Source organism: Micromonospora fiedleri (genome assembly GCF_016774385.1).
Classification (GTDB): domain Bacteria; phylum Actinomycetota; class Actinomycetes; order Mycobacteriales; family Micromonosporaceae; genus Micromonospora; species Micromonospora gifhornensis.
In genome coordinates this window covers 220,794-237,021 of sequence record NZ_JAETXL010000001.1, presented here as the reverse complement: position 1 = coordinate 237,021, position 16,228 = coordinate 220,794, and the positions used below count along the sequence as shown (strand labels likewise).

The 16,228-nt window shown below is 69.4% G+C and carries 13 protein-coding genes and 2 pseudogenes; 10 read left to right on the top strand and 5 right to left on the bottom strand.

Annotated elements, in window-relative coordinates; genetic code table 11:
• Nucleotides 1-60 precede the first annotated feature (60 nt).
• Both leuE and JMF97_RS01090 read right to left on the bottom strand, forming a co-directional pair.
• Entirely contained in the window at nt 61-723 is a 663-nt protein-coding gene (leuE, locus tag JMF97_RS01095) for a leucine efflux protein LeuE (protein ID WP_203219814.1), read from the bottom strand.
• Complete coding sequence (locus tag JMF97_RS01090) at nt 723-1,964, bottom strand: bifunctional pyridoxamine 5'-phosphate oxidase family protein/GNAT family N-acetyltransferase (protein ID WP_203219813.1); 1,242 nt, start codon at nt 1,962-1,964, stop codon at nt 723-725. The genes leuE and JMF97_RS01090 overlap by 1 nt, the downstream gene beginning before the upstream one ends.
• A gap of 34 nt (nt 1,965-1,998) precedes the next feature.
• Between JMF97_RS01090 and JMF97_RS01085 the strand changes: the two genes are divergently transcribed.
• The 10 genes and pseudogenes from JMF97_RS01085 to rny all read left to right on the top strand — a co-directional run bounded on the left by JMF97_RS01085 (nt 1,999) and on the right by rny (nt 12,743).
• The gene (locus tag JMF97_RS01085; RefSeq protein ID WP_203219812.1) at nt 1,999-3,339 is read left to right on the top strand and encodes an aminotransferase class I/II-fold pyridoxal phosphate-dependent enzyme; all 1,341 of its coding nucleotides are present in this window, start codon (nt 1,999-2,001) and stop codon (nt 3,337-3,339) included.
• A gap of 482 nt (nt 3,340-3,821) precedes the next feature.
• Entirely contained in the window at nt 3,822-4,514 is a 693-nt protein-coding gene (locus JMF97_RS01080; RefSeq protein ID WP_203219811.1) for a UdgX family uracil-DNA binding protein, read from the top strand.
• A 365-nt stretch (nt 4,515-4,879) separates the two neighbouring features.
• Complete coding sequence (locus tag JMF97_RS01075; RefSeq protein ID WP_203219810.1) at nt 4,880-6,259, top strand: MFS transporter; 1,380 nt, start codon at nt 4,880-4,882, stop codon at nt 6,257-6,259.
• The gene (locus tag JMF97_RS01070) at nt 6,259-6,459 is read left to right on the top strand and encodes a DUF3046 domain-containing protein (RefSeq protein WP_013732231.1); all 201 of its coding nucleotides are present in this window, start codon (nt 6,259-6,261) and stop codon (nt 6,457-6,459) included. The genes JMF97_RS01075 and JMF97_RS01070 overlap by 1 nt, the downstream gene beginning before the upstream one ends.
• Before the next feature lie 185 nt (nt 6,460-6,644).
• Nucleotides 6,645-7,496 (top strand): annotated as a pseudogene (recA, locus tag JMF97_RS31705) (recombinase RecA); the annotation flags it as partial.
• Nucleotides 7,497-7,556: 60 nt separating this feature from the next.
• A pseudogene (locus JMF97_RS32290) lies at nt 7,557-8,111 on the top strand (LAGLIDADG endonuclease); the annotation flags it as partial.
• A gap of 171 nt (nt 8,112-8,282) precedes the next feature.
• Nucleotides 8,283-8,783, top strand: a complete 501-nt coding sequence (locus JMF97_RS31695; protein ID WP_377676526.1) for a hypothetical protein — start codon at nt 8,283-8,285, stop codon at nt 8,781-8,783.
• Nucleotides 8,784-8,791: 8 nt separating this feature from the next.
• Nucleotides 8,792-9,484, top strand: coding sequence for a regulatory protein RecX (locus JMF97_RS01060; RefSeq protein WP_203219808.1), 693 nt, complete (start codon nt 8,792-8,794; stop codon nt 9,482-9,484).
• 169 nt (nt 9,485-9,653) lie between these two features.
• On the top strand, nt 9,654-10,358 hold the full coding sequence (locus tag JMF97_RS01055; RefSeq protein WP_203219807.1) for a 3-keto-5-aminohexanoate cleavage protein: 705 nt from the start codon (nt 9,654-9,656) through the stop codon (nt 10,356-10,358).
• Nucleotides 10,359-10,976: 618 nt separating this feature from the next.
• Nucleotides 10,977-12,743 carry a ribonuclease Y gene (rny, locus tag JMF97_RS01050; protein WP_013732235.1) on the top strand — a complete coding sequence of 589 codons (1,767 nt, stop codon included), beginning with the start codon at nt 10,977-10,979 and terminating at the stop codon, nt 12,741-12,743.
• Between the two features lie 69 nt (nt 12,744-12,812).
• Here the strand turns inward: rny and JMF97_RS01045 are convergent, their stop codons facing one another.
• The 3 genes from JMF97_RS01045 to JMF97_RS01035 form a co-directional block, all read right to left on the bottom strand.
• On the bottom strand, nt 12,813-13,340 hold the full coding sequence (locus JMF97_RS01045) for a hypothetical protein (protein ID WP_203219806.1): 528 nt from the start codon (nt 13,338-13,340) through the stop codon (nt 12,813-12,815).
• Nucleotides 13,341-13,495: 155 nt separating this feature from the next.
• Nucleotides 13,496-13,840: a hypothetical protein gene (locus JMF97_RS01040; protein ID WP_203219805.1), complete on the bottom strand. Its 345-nt coding sequence runs from the start codon at nt 13,838-13,840 to the stop codon at nt 13,496-13,498.
• A 3-nt stretch (nt 13,841-13,843) separates the two neighbouring features.
• Entirely contained in the window at nt 13,844-16,219 is a 2,376-nt protein-coding gene (locus tag JMF97_RS01035; protein ID WP_238358486.1) for a glycoside hydrolase domain-containing protein, read from the bottom strand.
• Between the last annotated feature and the right edge of the window lie 9 nt (nt 16,220-16,228).

Sequence of the window (16,228 nt, the reverse complement as noted above, 5' to 3'; positions counted from 1 at the left end):
GGTGTTAACAGAGGGCCCCTTTACTACCTCAGGCGTTAACAAGGGGCCCTTCCTTGCACCTCAGCCCTGGGCGAGCTTGACGCCGAAGCCGAGGAAGAGCGCGCCGACGGCGGTGGTCGCGCCGGCGGAGAGCCGGCGACGCTGGCGGAACTGGGCGGCCAGGAAGGTGCCCGCGAAGATCAACGCGGTCAGGTAGAGCACGCTGGTCACCTGGGCGATCAGGCCGAGCAGCAGGAACGACAACGCCGGCCACGGGTAGGTCGGGTCGACGAACTGGATGAAGAACGAGACGAAGAACAGGATCGCCTTCGGGTTGAGCAGGCTGATCACCAGCGCCTTGCGGAACGGGCTGCGCATCTCCGCCGGCTGCGCGGCGTCGATCAGGCGCGGGGTGGTGGGATCGTTGCGGTCCCGCCAGCGCCGCCAGGCCGCGCGCAGCATGGTCAACCCGACATAGCCCAGGTACGCCGCACCCGCGTACTTGATCACGAGGAAGACCGGCGGGTACGCCTTGAGCAGCGACGCCACCCCGGCGGCGGAGAGGAACATCAGCATCCCGTCACCGACGAACACCCCGCCCGCCGCCCGGTAACCGGCGCCCACCCCGCGTCGCGCGGCGGTGGAGAGTACGAACAGCGAGTTGGGCCCGGGCAGCAGCACGATGGCCACGGTGCCCAGCACGTACGTCCAGATGTCGGTGATCCCCAGCACGCTGGACATCATCAGGCCGAAGGTGCCTTCGCGCGAAGCCTTTCCCGCAGCCTGACCTGTGCATTCGGCCACTCTTCGACGGTCATCGAATACTGGACGGTGTCCCGCCACGAGCCGTCCGGGCGCAGCCGGTGCTTGCGCAGCACGCCCTCGCGGGTGGCTCCGAGCCGCTCGATGGCGCGCTGGGAACGTTCGTTGCGGATGTCGGTGTGCCAGACCACCCGCACCGCCTGCAAGTCGCCGAAGGCCCGCTCCAACAGCAGCAGCTTGGCCTCGGTGTTGATTCCGGTACGCCACCAGGGCCGACCGAGGAAGGTGTGCCCGATCGCCACCGACCGCCGTTCGGGGTCGATCTCGTAGTACGAGGTGGTGCCGACCACCGCACCGGTCACCGCGCAGCGCTGCACCCACGGCACCTGTTCACCCCGCTGCCAGGCGGCCAGGTAGGCGCCGACGTGGGCGGCCAACTCGTCGGCGGCGGCCGGCCGGGGGAACCCGAGATGCCGCCACACCTGCGGATCGGCGGTCGCGGCGAACAGGTCCTGGGCGTGGCTCAGGTCCAGCGGCTCCAGCAGCACGTGTTCGCCGCGCAGCACCACGGGCTCGTGCCACGGCGTACGGGTCGGTCGCAGGTAGGCCGGCACGGGCGTGGTGACCCCGACGTCCGGCTCGGGCAGGCCCGCGGTCAACCGCAACGGGACCACCCCGGCCCAGTGCGGCAGCGCGTGGTCGGCCGGTTCCTCGATGACGCCACCGGCACGGGAGCGTACCGAGACCTCGGTCAACGGCAGCGCCAGCACGGCGGTCTCGGCCAGTTCCCGCCGGTTCGGCGGCCGGCTGTCCGCCGCGCGACCGGCACCGACCTTGTCGACCAGGGCGGTCAGCACGTCGGCCTTCTCGGCGGCGTCGGTGACCAGCCGGGCGGTGCCGTGCGCGATGACCGAGCGGTAGTTGGCGCTGTGGTGGACCTGCGAGCGGGCGTAGACCAGGGCGTCGAGCAGGGTGACCGCCACGCAGACCGGCAGCCCGTCGCCGCGCGCGGCCAGCAGCGGCCGGCTGCCGGTGGAGCCGTGCAGGTAGAGCGTGTCGCCGAGGCGTACGTGCAGGGTGGGCAGCACCCGAGGCTCACCGTCCACAGTGAACCCGAGGGCACAGTGGTACGCCTCGTCGAGGACTGCGTGGGCGGCGGAGCGGTCGTAGCTCATCCGCTCCCGGGAGCGAGTGGCGGTGGTGCGGGCGGTCGGCGCGTACATGCTCCCACCTTTGTTCTAGTACAATGCTGAATTTGTGTCAGCACGATATCAGGTGAGCGGTGCGACAGCCGCCGAGATTTCCGCCAGCATCGAGTCCGGCATCCGCGACGCCGCCCTCGCCCCCGGCGACCCGCTACCACCGGTACGCGCCCTCGCCGCCGACCTGGCCGTCAGCCCGGCCACCGTCTCCCGCGCCTACGCCGAACTGCGCCAACGCGGACTCATCGTCACCGCCGGCCGGCACGGCACCCGGGTCCGCCCCCGCCCACCGGTGGCCGCCCGCCGGGCCGCACTACGCCCCCCACCCGCCGCCGGGCTGCGCGACCTGTCCAAAGGCGAACCCGACGCGCGGCTGCTGCCGCCGCTCGGCCCCCACCTCGCCACGCTCGCCGACACCATCGGCCCGGCCATCAGCTACTCCGACGCCGGCACGCTGCCCGAGTTCGCCGAGGCGGCCCGCCGGCGACTCACCGCCGACGGCGTACCCGCCACCGAACTGACCCTCAGCAGCGGCGCGCTCGACGGCATCGAACGACTCCTCGCCGCCCACCTGCGCCCCGGTGACGCCGTCGCGGTGGAGGATCCCGGCTGGGCCAACCAGCTCGACCTCATCGCCGCCCTCGGCCTGCGCCCGATCGGCGTACCACTCGACGACGACGGCCCACTGGTCGCGGGCGTCGCCGCCGCGCTCGCGGCCGGTGCCCGGGCGCTCATCGTGACCAGCCGTGCCCAGAACCCCACCGGCGCCTCCGTCTCCGCCGACCGCGCCGCCGCCCTGCGTGACCTGCTTGCCGGCCGCGCCGACGTCCTGCTGATCGAGGACGACCACGCCGCCGAACTGGCCCGCGTACCGCTGCACCCGCTCGCCGGGGCGACCGTTCACTGGGCCTTCGTCCGCTCGGTGAGCAAACCCTTCGGCCCCGACCTGCGCCTGGCCGTGCTGGCCGGGGACGAGACGACGGTGGCCCGGGTGGCCGGCCGTACCCGGGTCGGCACCGGCTGGGTCTCCACCGTGGCGCAGCGGCTGGTGCTGTCCCTCTGGCGCGACCCGGCGGTGACCGCCCTGATCGAACAGGCCGCCGACAGCTACGAACGCCGCCGCCGCGGACTCGTCGACGCCCTCGTCGAACGCGGCCTGACCGCACACGGCCGCAGCGGACTCAACGTGTGGGTACCGGTGACCGACGAAACCGTCGCCTCCACCATGCTGCGCGACGCCGGCTGGCTAGCCGCCCCCGGCGCCCTCTTCCGCATCGCCAGCCCACCCGCCCTACGCCTCACCGTCAGCCCACTCACCGACGCAGACCTCCACCCCCTCGCCCACACCCTCACCCAAGCCGCCCACCCCACCCCACCCCCCACCTTCACCACCTAACAGCCCTCGAGCCACGCCCTTGCGCGCCCCGCCCGCCCTCGCCCTCGCGCGCCCGCGCGCACCGCCCTTCGTCCCGCGCGTGCCCGCCCTCGCCCCCGCGATCTTGCACTTTCTGTCGGGGCACAACGGTCATATCTGCCCAAGAGAGGGACCGGAAGTGCATGATCGACGTGGTCTGGTCGGCGCGGACGGTGCGGTCGAGCGATCGCCGACGGCGCGGGCGGCACCGCCGACCCTCGCCCCGCGATCTTGCACTTCTTGTCGCGGCGTAACGGTCATATCCGCCCCAAAGGGAGACCGGAAGTGCATGATCGACGCAATCTGATCGACGTGGACGGTGCGGGTGGCGGCGGCGGCGCGGGGGCGGCTGCGGGGCGATGTGCTGGTGTGGCGGCGTGGTGGAGTGCGTGGGTGGTGTGCGTGGTGTGGGTGGAGTAGGGGTGGGGAGTGGTGTGGTGGGAGGGGCGGGTAGAAAGGTCGGCATGGTCGAGATTGCGCCTGGTGCCCAGCAGTTCATTCCGCCGCAGGCGGACACTCTCGACGAACTGCGGGCCGCGGCTGCCGGCTGTCAGGGCTGCGAGCTGTACCGCGACGCTTCACAGACCGTCTTCGGCCGGGGAGACGCCACGGCGCGGGTGGTCTTCGTCGGTGAGCAGCCCGGCGACATGGAGGACCAGAAGGGTCTGCCCTTCGTCGGTCCCGCAGGTCGGCTGCTGCGCCGCGCTGTCGACGACGCCAAGCTGGACCCCGGGCACATCTACCTGACCAATGCGGTCAAGCATTTCCGGTTCGAGCTGCGCGGGAAGCGGCGGATCCACCAGACCCCGGACCGGGTGCACATCACCGCCTGCCGACCCTGGTTGGTCGCCGAGTTCACCCAGTTGAACCCGCAGGTCATCGTGGTGCTCGGCGCGACCGCCGCGAAGGCGCTGCTCGGCCCGAGCTTCCGGGTCACCCGTCAGCGCGGCGAGCTGCTGCCCTGGCCGGCCGCCGCCGAGCACCCTGAGGACTTCCAGCGGGTGCCGGTGGACAGTGCCGGGGACACCACGGACGCGCCACCGACCCAGCTGCTGGCCACCATCCACCCGTCCGCCGTGCTCCGCGCGGACGACCAGGACAAGGCGTACGAAGGACTGGTCGCCGACCTGACCGTCGCCGCACGAGCCCTCACCTGACCGCTGCACGAGCGTGACCGCTGCACGAGCCCTCACCTGACCGTTGCCCGCACCCGGCTCCGAGTACGCACCCAACTGCCCACCTACCTGACACGGAACGCCGCTCGCCGTGATGATCACCGGATCCGGCACGCTGGCACTGGTCGGCGTGCGGGTCGTCGGCGAGGCGTCCTGGGCCCTGGTGTTCGCAGTCGTGGCGGCGCGGCCGTCCTGACCCTGACCGGGTTCGTCGGCTCGCCACCAGGCAGCGGAATCCGGCAGGTCAGTGACACACTTGCCGCCAGCAGGCCAGGCAGCACCAGGAGATCACGAAGGAGAGATCATCGGGCGCGGCCGGGAATCGTGACGGAAGCCGAGGACGAGCGTTGACCACCGATCTGACCACCACGGCAGCCGCGCCGCCCGACATCGTGCCGATTCAGCGGCGTACCCTGCGGCTGCTGTTCAGCACCCAGATCATCGGTGGCATCGGGGTGACCATCGGCATCGCCGTCGGCGGGCTGCTCGCTGCCGAGATCGCCGGCACTGCGGTCTCCGGCCTGGTGCTGAGCGCCTCCGTGGTCGGCGGTGCGCTGCTCGCCATCCCGGTCACCCGGATCATCACCCGGCACGGTCGTCGCCCCGGCCTGGCCTTCGCGTACGGTGTCGGGGCCGTGGGCGGGGCCCTGGTGGTGCTCGCCGCGGCGAGCGGGTCGATTCCGCTGCTCTTTCTCGGCATGCTCATGTTCGGTGGCGGCTCCGCAGCCAATCTCCAGGCCCGCTACGCCGCGGTCGATCTTGCCGCGCCGGACCGTCGGGCCCGGCAACTGTCACTGATCGTCTGGGCCACCACGGTCGGCGCGGTGGCGGCACCGAACTTCGCCGCGCTCGCCGACCGGGCCGGCGGAGGATTGGGACTGCCACCACTGTCCGGCCCGTTCGCCTTCAGCACGGTGGCGTTCCTGCTGGCTGCCGGCGTACTGCTGCTGTTGTTGCGACCTGACCCGCTGCTCACCGCCCGCCGGCTCGCGGCGGCCGGCGCGGACCCCGCCACCGGGCCGGGCGGCACCGAGCCGGCCGGGGCGGTGGCCGCCGGGGCCGGTGCGGCGACGCCGGTCAAGCTGCCCGCCGCGTCGTCGGCCGGGCGCGGCGCGGGCCTGCGTGCCGGCTGGCTGGCGGTACGCGCCCAGCCCGCCGCCCGGCTCGGTGTCGCCGCCGTGGCGGTCGGCCACCTGGTGATGGTGGCGGTGATGGCGATGGCCCCGGTGCACCTGCGGGACCACTATCCCGTCGAGGACGTGCTCCCGGTGGTCGGCCTGGTGCTCAGCCTGCACATCGCCGGCATGTACGCGCTGGCGCCGGTGGTCGGCTGGCTGGCCGACCGGCTCGGCCGGCGCGGGGTCATCCTGGGCGGGGTCGGCATGCTGCTGGCCGCCTGCGCGGTCGCCGGCACCGCCGGGCACAGCACTTTCCGGCTCGCCGTCGGGCTGGTGCTGCTCGGGCTGGGCTGGTCGGCGACCATGGTGGCCGGTTCCACCCTGCTGTCGGAGTCGGTGCCCGACGCGATCCGTCCGAACGCGCAGGGCCTGTCCGACCTGCTGATGGGGCTGGCCGGCGCGCTGGCCGGTGCGGTCAGCGGGTTTGTCATGCAGTGGGCGGGCTATCCGGTGCTGAGCCTGCTCGCCGCGGTCGCGGTGGCACCGTTGCTGGCGCTAGCGTTGCGTCCGGTGCGGCCGGGCGCACCGGACGAGGAGGGTCGGGCATAGTGCGGCTGACCGATTTCTGGACGCGACTGGAGGAGGCGTTCGGGCCGGGCTACGCGGCCAGTATCGCCAGCGATCAGGTGCTGTCGCAGCTCGGTGGGCGGACCATCGAGCAGGCCTTCGCCGAGGGTGAGCAGACGCACGTGGTGTGGCGGGCGGTGGTCGCCGCCTACCCCGACCGGGTGCCGACCCGGCTACGCTGAGCAGTCGATTCGTTACTTCCGCGTGTCTCTTGCCGACTCGTACACCTGTTCGGCTATTGTCCACAGCGAGGTGCTCGTCCACAGGCCACGGCCGGTCGGCTGGTTTTCTGTCGGACCCAGCGCCTAGCGTGTGTCGCGTGACGCGAAGCTCAGGAAAGACGCCGGCGAAGGCAGGGGTGGCAACGATGGCGGCAGGGCCTGACCGGGAGAAGGCGCTCGACCTTGCTCTTGCTCAGATCGACAAGCAGTTCGGCAAGGGCTCGGTGATGCGGCTGGGGGAGCGGCCGGTCGTGCAGACCGCGATCATTCCCACCGGTTCCATCGCGCTCGACGTCGCGCTCGGCGTGGGTGGTCTGCCCCGAGGGCGGGTCATCGAGATCTACGGCCCGGAGAGCAGCGGTAAGACCACGGTCGCCCTGCACGCGGTGGCCAACGCCCAGCGCAACGGCGGCATCGCCGCCTTCATCGACGCCGAGCACGCGCTCGACCCGGAGTACGCCAAGGCCCTCGGTGTCGACACCGACGCCCTGCTGGTCTCCCAGCCGGACACCGGTGAGCAGGCGCTGGAGATCGCGGACATGCTGGTCCGCTCCGGCGCGCTGGACATCATCGTGATCGACTCGGTCGCCGCGCTGGTGCCGCGCGCCGAGATCGAGGGTGAGATGGGCGACAGCCACGTGGGTCTGCAGGCCCGGCTGATGAGCCAGGCGCTGCGGAAGATCACCGGTGTGCTCAACAACACCGGCACCACCGCGATCTTCATCAACCAGCTCCGCGAGAAGATCGGCGTGATGTTCGGGTGCATGTCGTACTCGACCAGGGTCACTCTCGCCGACGGCACGCAGGAGAAGATCGGCAAGATCGTCAACCAGCGGCTGGACGTCGAGGTCCTCTCCTACAACCCGGACACCGACCGGGTGGAGCCGAAACGAATCACCAACTGGTTCAACAACGGTCCGGCGGAACAGTTCCTTCAGTTCACCGTCGCCAAGTCGGGCGGAAACGGTCGCGCCCAGTTCGCTGCCACCGCAAACCACCTGGTGCGTACGCCGGGCGGCTGGCGAGAGGCGGGCGAGCTTATCGCCGGTGACCGGGTGATGCTCGCCGAGGCGCGGCGGCTCAGCGAGCAGCAGTGGCAGGTCGTGCTCGGTTCGCTGATGGGTGACGGTGCCCTGTCGCCGAACCGCCACGACCGCAACGGCGTTCGATTCCGCCTTGGCCACGGCGAGCAGCAGGTCGACTACCTCGACTGGAAGGTCTCGCTGCTAGGCAACATCAGCCACTCCCGGCGTACCGACACCCGAGGTGCTGCTTTCGTCGACTTCACGCCGCTGCCCGAGCTGGCCGAGTTGCGTCGTGCGGTCTACCTGGGCGATGGCAAGAAGCACCTGAGCTGGGATTACCTCAAGGCGCTCAATCCGTTGGCCCTCGCGGTGTGGTACATGGACGATGGTTGCTTCACGCTCCGGTCGAAGGGGGTTCAGGCGCGCACGGCTGGTGGCTCCGGCCGGATCGAGATCTGTGTCGAAGCGATGGCGGAGGGCAGCCGCAGCCGTCTGGTGGAGCATCTGCGCGACGCGTACGGCATGGACGTGAAGCTGGTCTCCCGTGGCGCACGTCAGACAGCGTCGATCATCTTCACCACCGAGGCGTCAGCGAAGTTCCAGGAACTGATCGCTCCGTACGTGCCTGCCGCGATGGAGGCCAAGCTGCTGCCGCGCTTGCGGGGTCAGTGCACCGTCGAGCCGCAGTTCGTTCCGGAAGAGATCATGCCGGTGCCGGCCCGGATCATCGATGTGCGGGTCAAGCCGAAAACCCGTTCGATGAACCGGTTCGACATCGAGGTGGAGGGCAACCACAACTACTTCGTCGACGGGGTCATGGTGCACAACAGCCCCGAGACGACCACGGGTGGTCGGGCGTTGAAGTTCTACGCCTCGGTCCGGCTCGACGTGCGGCGCATCGAGAGCCTGAAGGACGGCACCGACGTGGTCGGTAACCGCACCCGGGTCAAGGTCGTGAAGAACAAGGTCGCCTCGCCGTTCAAGCAGGCCGAGTTCGACATCATGTACGGCAAGGGCATCTCCCGTGAGGGTTCGCTGATCGACGTCGGCGTCGAGCAGGCGATCATCCGGAAGTCCGGTGCCTGGTACACCTACGAGGGCGACCAGCTCGGCCAGGGCAAGGAGAAGGCCCGCGAGTTCCTCCGGGAGAACCCGGACGTGGCCGCCGAGATCGAGAAGAAGATCCTGGAGAAGCTCGGCGTCGGGGTCGGTGCGGGCGATGCCGCCGGTGGCCCGGAGCTGCCGCCGGTCGACTTCTGATCTGCCCGGTGGCTGGACGACGTGCCCGTACGGGGCGGGGCTGGGATGCCAGTCCGCCCCGCACGGGCGATCCCACACCGCGTCCGCGCCGGGGCCGCCGCACGTCCGACGACGAGTCCCCACCGGGCCCCGGTGCCGCCGGGCGGGCCGACGCCGACCAGGCGACTGATACCCCCCGGGACGAGGCCGAGGTGGCCCGGGAGATCTGCCTGCGGCAGCTCGCGGTCCGCCCCCGTACCCGTGCCGAGTTGGCCACGGCGCTGGCCCGGCGGGGCATCTCCGAGGAGACCGCCGACGCCGTCCTCGACCGTTACGACGAGGTCGGCATCATCGACGACGCCGCGTTCGCCCGGGCCTGGGTGAGCAGCCGGCACGCCGGTCGTGGGCTGGCGCGTCGGGCGTTGGCCAACGAGCTACGGCAACGCGGAGTCGACGGTGACACGGCCAGCGCGGCGCTCGAGGAGCTGGACGAGAGCACCGAGGCGGAAACGGCCCGTGCGCTGGTCGAACGCAAGCTGCGTACCGCCCGTGGTGAGCCGGACGCGGTGTTCCGGCGGCTGGTCGGCATGCTGGCCCGCAAGGGTTACCCACCGGGGGTGGCGATTCGGGCCGTGAAGGACGCCCTCGCGGCGCAGAGCGCCGAGGCGGCCGAGTTCGCCGAACAGATCGACGCCGACGCCCTCACCGATACCGAGGGATGACCGCCGCCGAGGGATGACCGCCCAGGGGGTGTTCGGCCGCCGAGGGGTGATGGGCGGCCGAGAGATGACCGCCCAGAGGTGATGGGCCGCCGAGGGGTGATCGCCGAGGGCGGGTGGGGCAGCCGCCCAGGGGTGATCGCCGAGCGGCTTGGTCGAGAGGAGGCGCGAGGTGTTGCTGGCGTGCCTCAATGGTGACCGTGGTCGTGACTCCCACCCTGCGGTGCCGTTGAGCCCGACCGAGTTGGCGACCGACGCGGCCCGGTGTGTCGGGCTCGGTGTCGGTGCGGTGCACGTCCATCCGCGTACCGCCGACGGGGTCGAGTCGTTGCGTCCGGCGGACATCGCCGACGCGGTCGTGGCGATCCGTGCCGCGGTGCCGGGCCTGCCGGTGGGGGTGAGCACCGGGGCGTGGATCGAACCGGATCCGCTCGCCCGGGCGGCGGCGGTCGGTGCCTGGACGGTGCTGCCCGACTTCGCCTCGGTCAACGCCCACGAGCCGGGGGCGGAGGCGGTCGCGCGGGCGCTGCACGAGCGGGGCGTGATGGTGGAGGCCGGGCTCTGGACGATGCCGGCGGTCGAGGCGTACCTCGGATGGCGGGTGCCGGTCGGTCGGGTGCTGGTGGAATGCATGGCGCCGTCGCCGGAGTCTGCCCTGGCCGAAGCGGCGGCTATGCTCGACGCGCTCGCGCCGTCGGGGCCACCGGTGTTGTTGCACGCCGAGGGTGCCGGCGTCTGGGTGGTGTTGGCGGAGGCGGTCCGGCGGGGTCTGGACACCCGGATCGGGCTGGAGGACACGCTCCGGCTGCCCGACGGGTCGCTCGCGCGGGACAATGCCGCTCTGGTGGCCGCCGCCGTGGCGTGGGGTGCCGGTTGACCGTGCGGTAGTCGGCGGCAGCGGGCTCGGCAGGCGACCGAACGTCGCGATTGTCCGCAGCCGCCCGACTCGTTATCAGCGCAGCGTCACCACTCAACTTCTCTCCGTCCGGGTGGTTTGATCATGACTTCTTGACCGGACGCCCTCAGAGACCTAGCCTCGCCATAAAGGCTCACATTGCCCGACCAAGCGCAGGCTAAGCGCACAACATAGATCGCGTAACAGAACAGCATCACTTTGGCCAGCAGGAACGGCCACTGACGCCAGCTTCGGACAGGCCGGTCCGGGGCCGAGGCGACAACTGCACCTGGCCTGCCGACGGTTCGAGGAACACCGTCGGCGGGGAGAGCTATCCACGGCCTGCGCTCCGGTCGGGCGTCCAGAGCCGTAGGAACACGCCCACCGGCGGATTCCTACGGCGCGACGTTCAGGGGAGGCGCGCCATGGCGAGGCGACAGAGGTTCACCGGGTGGCCAGCATGAGCGAGCGTTGCGAACCGGCCGGCGCCGACTCCGGCGCGGCCGACGAGGGTGAGCAGAGTTCAGGACACCCGGAACCGGCGTTTCGAGGGTGTGCCGGGTCGAGCCGTCGGGCGGTTCGACGGAGCGGAGTGCCGGCATGAGGGCGCTGGACGTCGTACTTCTGATCGTCGTGTTGGTGTTGACCCTGGTGGTGCTCGCCGCGGCGGTCTTCGGGGCGCGGGTGCTGCGCGGGTTGCAGACGCGGCCGGCGCCGGAGGATCCGGCGTACATCGCGGAGAAGGATCGCCAGGAGCAGTCGCTGGCCGCGTTGCGGACGGCTGCCGACGAGGCGAACAGCACGATCGACGTCGCGAAGTCCGCTGCGGCGGCGGCCCGCACCGAGGCGGCGGCGGCCAAGGCGGAGGCGAAGGCGGCCCGGGCGGAGGCCCGTCGGGTCCTCGACGACGCCCGTGCCGAGGCGGACACGGTGCTCGAACGGGCGCACAAGCAGGCCGAGGCCGACGCCGAGCAGTTGCGGACCGCGGCCCGGCGCAGCGGCGAGCGGGAGGTGGCGGTGCTCGCCGCGACCACCCGGGAGCAGGCGGCCGAGGTGGAGCGGCGGGCGGCCCGGATGGACGAGCGGGAGCGGATGCACACCGAGGAGGTGGAGCGGCTGGCCGAGCGGGAACGGCAGCTGACCGCCGCCAGTGCCGCGCTCGCCGCCCGGGAGGCGGCCCTGGATGCCCGGGAGAAGGAGCTGGCCGAGGCGGAGAGCCAGCGGCGTCGGGAGTTGGAGCGGGTCGCGGGGTTGACCGCCGACAGCGCGCGGGCCGAGTTGGTGGAGGCGATCGAGGGCCAGGCCAAGCGGGAGGCCGCGCTGCTGGTACGGGAGATCGAGTCCGATGCCCGGTCCACCGCGGAGCAGCGGGCCCGGCACATCGTGGTCGACGCGATCCAGCGGGTGGCAAGTGAGCAGACCGCGGAGAGCGTGGTCAGCGTGCTGCATCTGCCGGGTGACGAGATGAAGGGCCGGATCATCGGCCGGGAAGGCCGCAACATCCGCGCCTTCGAGTCGGTGACCGGGGTCAACCTGATCATCGACGACACCCCGGAGGCGGTGCTCCTCTCCTGCTTCGACCCGGTGCGCCGCGAGGTAGGGCGGCTGACGCTGGAGAAGCTGGTGCTGGACGGGCGGATCCACCCGCACCGGATCGAGGAGGTGCACGACCTGGCCCGGCAGGAGGTGGATCAGCTGTGCCAGCGGGCCGCCGAGGACGCCCTGGTCGAGGTCGGCATCACCGAGATCCACCCGGAGCTGGTCACCCTCCTGGGCCGGTTGCGCTACCGCACCTCGTACGGGCAGAACGTGCTCAAGCATCTGGTGGAGACCGCACACATCGCCGGCATCATGGCCGCCGAGTTGCGCCTCGACGTTCCGTTGATCAAGCGTTCGGCGTTCCTGCACGACATCGGCAAGGCGCTCACCCACGAGGTGGAGGGCAGCCACGCCATCATCGGCGCCGATGTGGCCCGCAAGTACGGCGAGAGCGAGGACGTGGTGCACGCCATCGAGGCGCACCACAACGAGGTGCCGCCGCAGACCGTCGAGGCGGTGCTGACCCAGGCGTCGGACGCCTGCTCGGGGGGCCGGCCGGGGGCGCGGCGGGAGAGCCTGGAGGCGTACGTCAAGCGGCTGGAGCGGATCGAGGAGATCGCGGCCGGCAAGCTCGGCGTGGAGAAGGTCTTCGCCATGCAGGCGGGCCGGGAGATCCGGGTGATGGTCAAGCCCGACGACGTCGACGACATCGGCGCGGCGGTGCTGGCCCGGGACGTGGCCAAGCAGATCGAGGAGGAGCTGACCTATCCCGGTCAGATCCGGGTGACCGTGGTCCGCGAGTCCCGGGTCACCGAGATCGCCCGTTGACGGAGGACCCCAACCGGGACGGCGGGGCGAACCGCGCCGTCCCGGTCCAGGTACCTCCACTCAGCCTCTTCAGAACGGCCGCTGACGCGCCTGCAGATCCTTGGCCGCGCCTCGGCGACGAGCGTTGAGCAGATCGATCATCGTTCCTGGTCCTCGGTCCGGCTGGTCGGCCCACTCCTCGAAGGTGCGTGCCAACCGGTCGAGTCGCGCGTCACCCGGAGGTACGTCGATTTGAAAATGCCCTTCCGAGGGCTGGTCTCGGTCGTCTCCACCCCAGCGCACAACACCGTCGCATTCTGCGAGAATGTCGCGGATCACCAGCATTTCGCCGGTGAAGAAGTTGCCGGCGGAGCCGACTGGATAGAAGTTCGGCCGGATCGCCACAGCGGTGCCCGACAGGTAGTTCGACTCGAACGCCGCGACTACCGCCCTCGTTGTGCGATGTCCGATCAGGTCGCCGCGCCCGACTGCACCGACCTCGTAGTGAAACCGGCGTAGCACGTGGAGAAGAACGGTGGACACCGCGCCGACTGCCAGCGTGATACGCGCGTCGCTACCCTCGACCCGGTGGCTCGCCACCTTGGCGCCATCCACCACGGGCCAACCGTTCTGACTTGTGGACCGAGCCCAGTTTCTCGGACGCGGCGGTGCTGCTTGGGCCGGCGCGGTGGCAGCGGCGCCGACGACCACCGCACCGGCTGCTGCGACGGTGGTGGACAGAAGTTGCCGGCGGGACAGACCTGGCGCATTACTCATTGTGGCGACTCCAAGGTTGTCGGTTCGGCTGCACGGGAGCGGCGGGCGGATCGCAAAGCGAGCGCCGTGCTCACCACTGCGATGGACAGGCAGAGGAAGATGATCGGGTTGACGTAACCGGGGACCAGATCGGTGCTGGTGCCGTCGGCATAGCGGCAAACGTGGCGCAGTGGCAGCCAGTCGGCGCTGGTCGCGGTGGAAGCGAGTGGCTTGGCGGTGCAGTACTCGCTGGTGGCTCGAATATCGAGAAGGTGGCTCACCCACAGGCCGTGCACGTACGTGACGATGGCAGCAGCTGGTGCCACGACGATTCCGACGACGAACCCTGCAGCTGTCTTCATGGCTCAGATCTTGCCTTGGGCGCGCAGCGCCGCAACGCGGGCGTTCTCCTGCCCCACCCGATCCAAGAGCATGTCGGCGAAGCCTTGGCAGAACTCGTCGAGCTTGTTGCTCGGCAACAGGTGTGGCATGAGGGTGGGCACTCCACCGGTTGTCTGGATGAGGTAGGCGCGGCCGGTGGAAAGAATAGGGTCGGCCGTGGTCAGCAGGATGTCCCGGCTGATCGCCTTGGCGTTGGCCGCGTTGACGAAGCGGCCCTCATAGAATCGCTTGAATCTGGAGAGGTGGCCACCCCCGGAATAGTTGACGTACATGGACGCCCAGATGCTCGTCCCGTTCCGCACGTCCTTGGCGATGTTGTATGCGTCCGCGTCTTCGATCAGATCACGCAACTTGAAGGTTCCGACGCCGTCGACCTTGGCCAACTTCTCGTGGCAGTAGGTGCGCCCAGACGAGTAGCTGTCGCTGTCCCGACGCCACTCGCCGTAGAAGGTCATCCAGTCGCCGCCCCAGCCGCCGACGTCGCCTCGGTTGGTGTAGGTCCCGGCGGGCTGTGGTAGCAGGTACGCCGCGTTGCAGGACGCGCCGAGGTGGGAGACCTTGATGTCTACGCCATAGAAGGGGTCCCGGAATTCTCTGATCATGCGCATGTTGTTTGCTCTGAGTCGATCAAGCACATGGTTCTTGAATCCCTCGTCGATGCTCCCGATCAACAGCTTCCACTGCTCGCTGTTGTAGTCCTCATGGCGAAGGAACTCCATCACCAGTTGATCTGCTGGGCGGTTTCCTCCGTAACTGCGGGCCCACGAGAGCAAGGTGTTGATGTATCCCACGAACGCGTCGGCCTCTGAAATGGGGTCGTTGACCGAGGCCACCGCGGGGTCCGATCCCGGCTTGTAGATGTTCTTGTCGATCTCGATTCGCCCGTCACCGGTCCCGAGCCAAAGCGTCTGGATCTGATTGAACGACCAGTTCTCCGGCAGGGGGAAGCCCATGTTGCCGGAGAATCCGGTGGACATGCCCGACACGAAAGACCACCGTGCGTACGTGTGGGCGGTCACCTGAGCGCTGACGTTGCGTGATCCGTACACGCCGTGGATGTACTTCTTCCCTCGATCGGCCAGTCCGGCGACCACGCCTCGGAAATATGGAAGAATGTGAGACTCGATCTCATCCTGAGTTGCGTCGTAGTCGACCGAAAAATAAATTACGGTACCGGTGTTGAAGCCGTATCCTGTGGCGGCGATATGGGCATCCACCGCGTCCTGGAATCCCTGAGAATAGGTGAAGTAGGAGACCACCTCGCCGTAGTACTGTGAAATTGGAAAGACCTTCAGGCCGTTCGCGAAGATCGTGTCCAACTCGCCCGGCTGGATCCTCTTGTTGAGGGTGCCCCAGGGCTTCTCGTCCAGATATCGGCCCACGAACCTGTAGCCGTTGCTGTACAACGTCTTGGCCCGTGCATCGGTGATGGTGGTGATGCAGTCGACGGCGGTGCCAGGGCGACTGGGATCCCCGGTGGACACCAGTAGTTGGCACCAGGTGGCAAAGTCCCCACGGCCGTTCGGGGGCAGCAGGGCCGAGAATGTCTGGAAATCACTGACCGCCGAGGCGACGCTTGAGGTGAAACTGCTGGTGAAGTTGGTGTAGGTGTTGCCGTTAGACAGGCGTATGCGATTGAAGACCATCGCAGCGGTGAATATGCTGACGAAGATTCCCGACGAGCCCTGTGACAGCAGGTTGTTGCGCAAACCGGCCTGTGTTCCCGGTCCGAACACGCCGGTGGCTTGATCGTCGGTCATTCCCAGTTCGAACTGGATGGCCAGGAAGAGTGCTTTCTGCACGTCCCGGGAGAAGATTCCATCGCAGGGGATGAGGAAGAAATCACGGCGGCTGAAGTATCGGCTGTTAAGCCACTTCTGGATCGACCGGATCGTTTCGGTTCCGCCCGCGAGCACCACGTAGGCGTCCATGGTGAGCAGTGCCTTGAAGATCTTCGGCTGGACATTGGTGTCGGAGGCGTCCAAGCCGGCGTTGTACTTCAGTTCCGCGATGGCAGAGGCCGTGTCAACGCCGTAGACGCCGTCACCCGGCCCACCCCAGTAACCCTTGCAGAACAGGGCGTACTGCACGATGTTGACGATGTTGGGGTTGGTGGTGTCCGGGCCGATGGCGCCGAGCGCCGCCAGCCGAGAGAGGGTTGTCGGACCGAAGGCGTCGGACAGGCTGGTGATGCCAAGTTCGTGCTGGAGCCCTCTGGTCAGGGAGTACATGGTCGACCAGCCGGTGCGCCCGTTCTCTGGGCAGCGGTTGTAGCCGGGTACTGCGCCGTACGTGGAATTGACCCATTGCTGCGCCTCGAGGACCTTGTCGTCCACCATTGCCTCCAT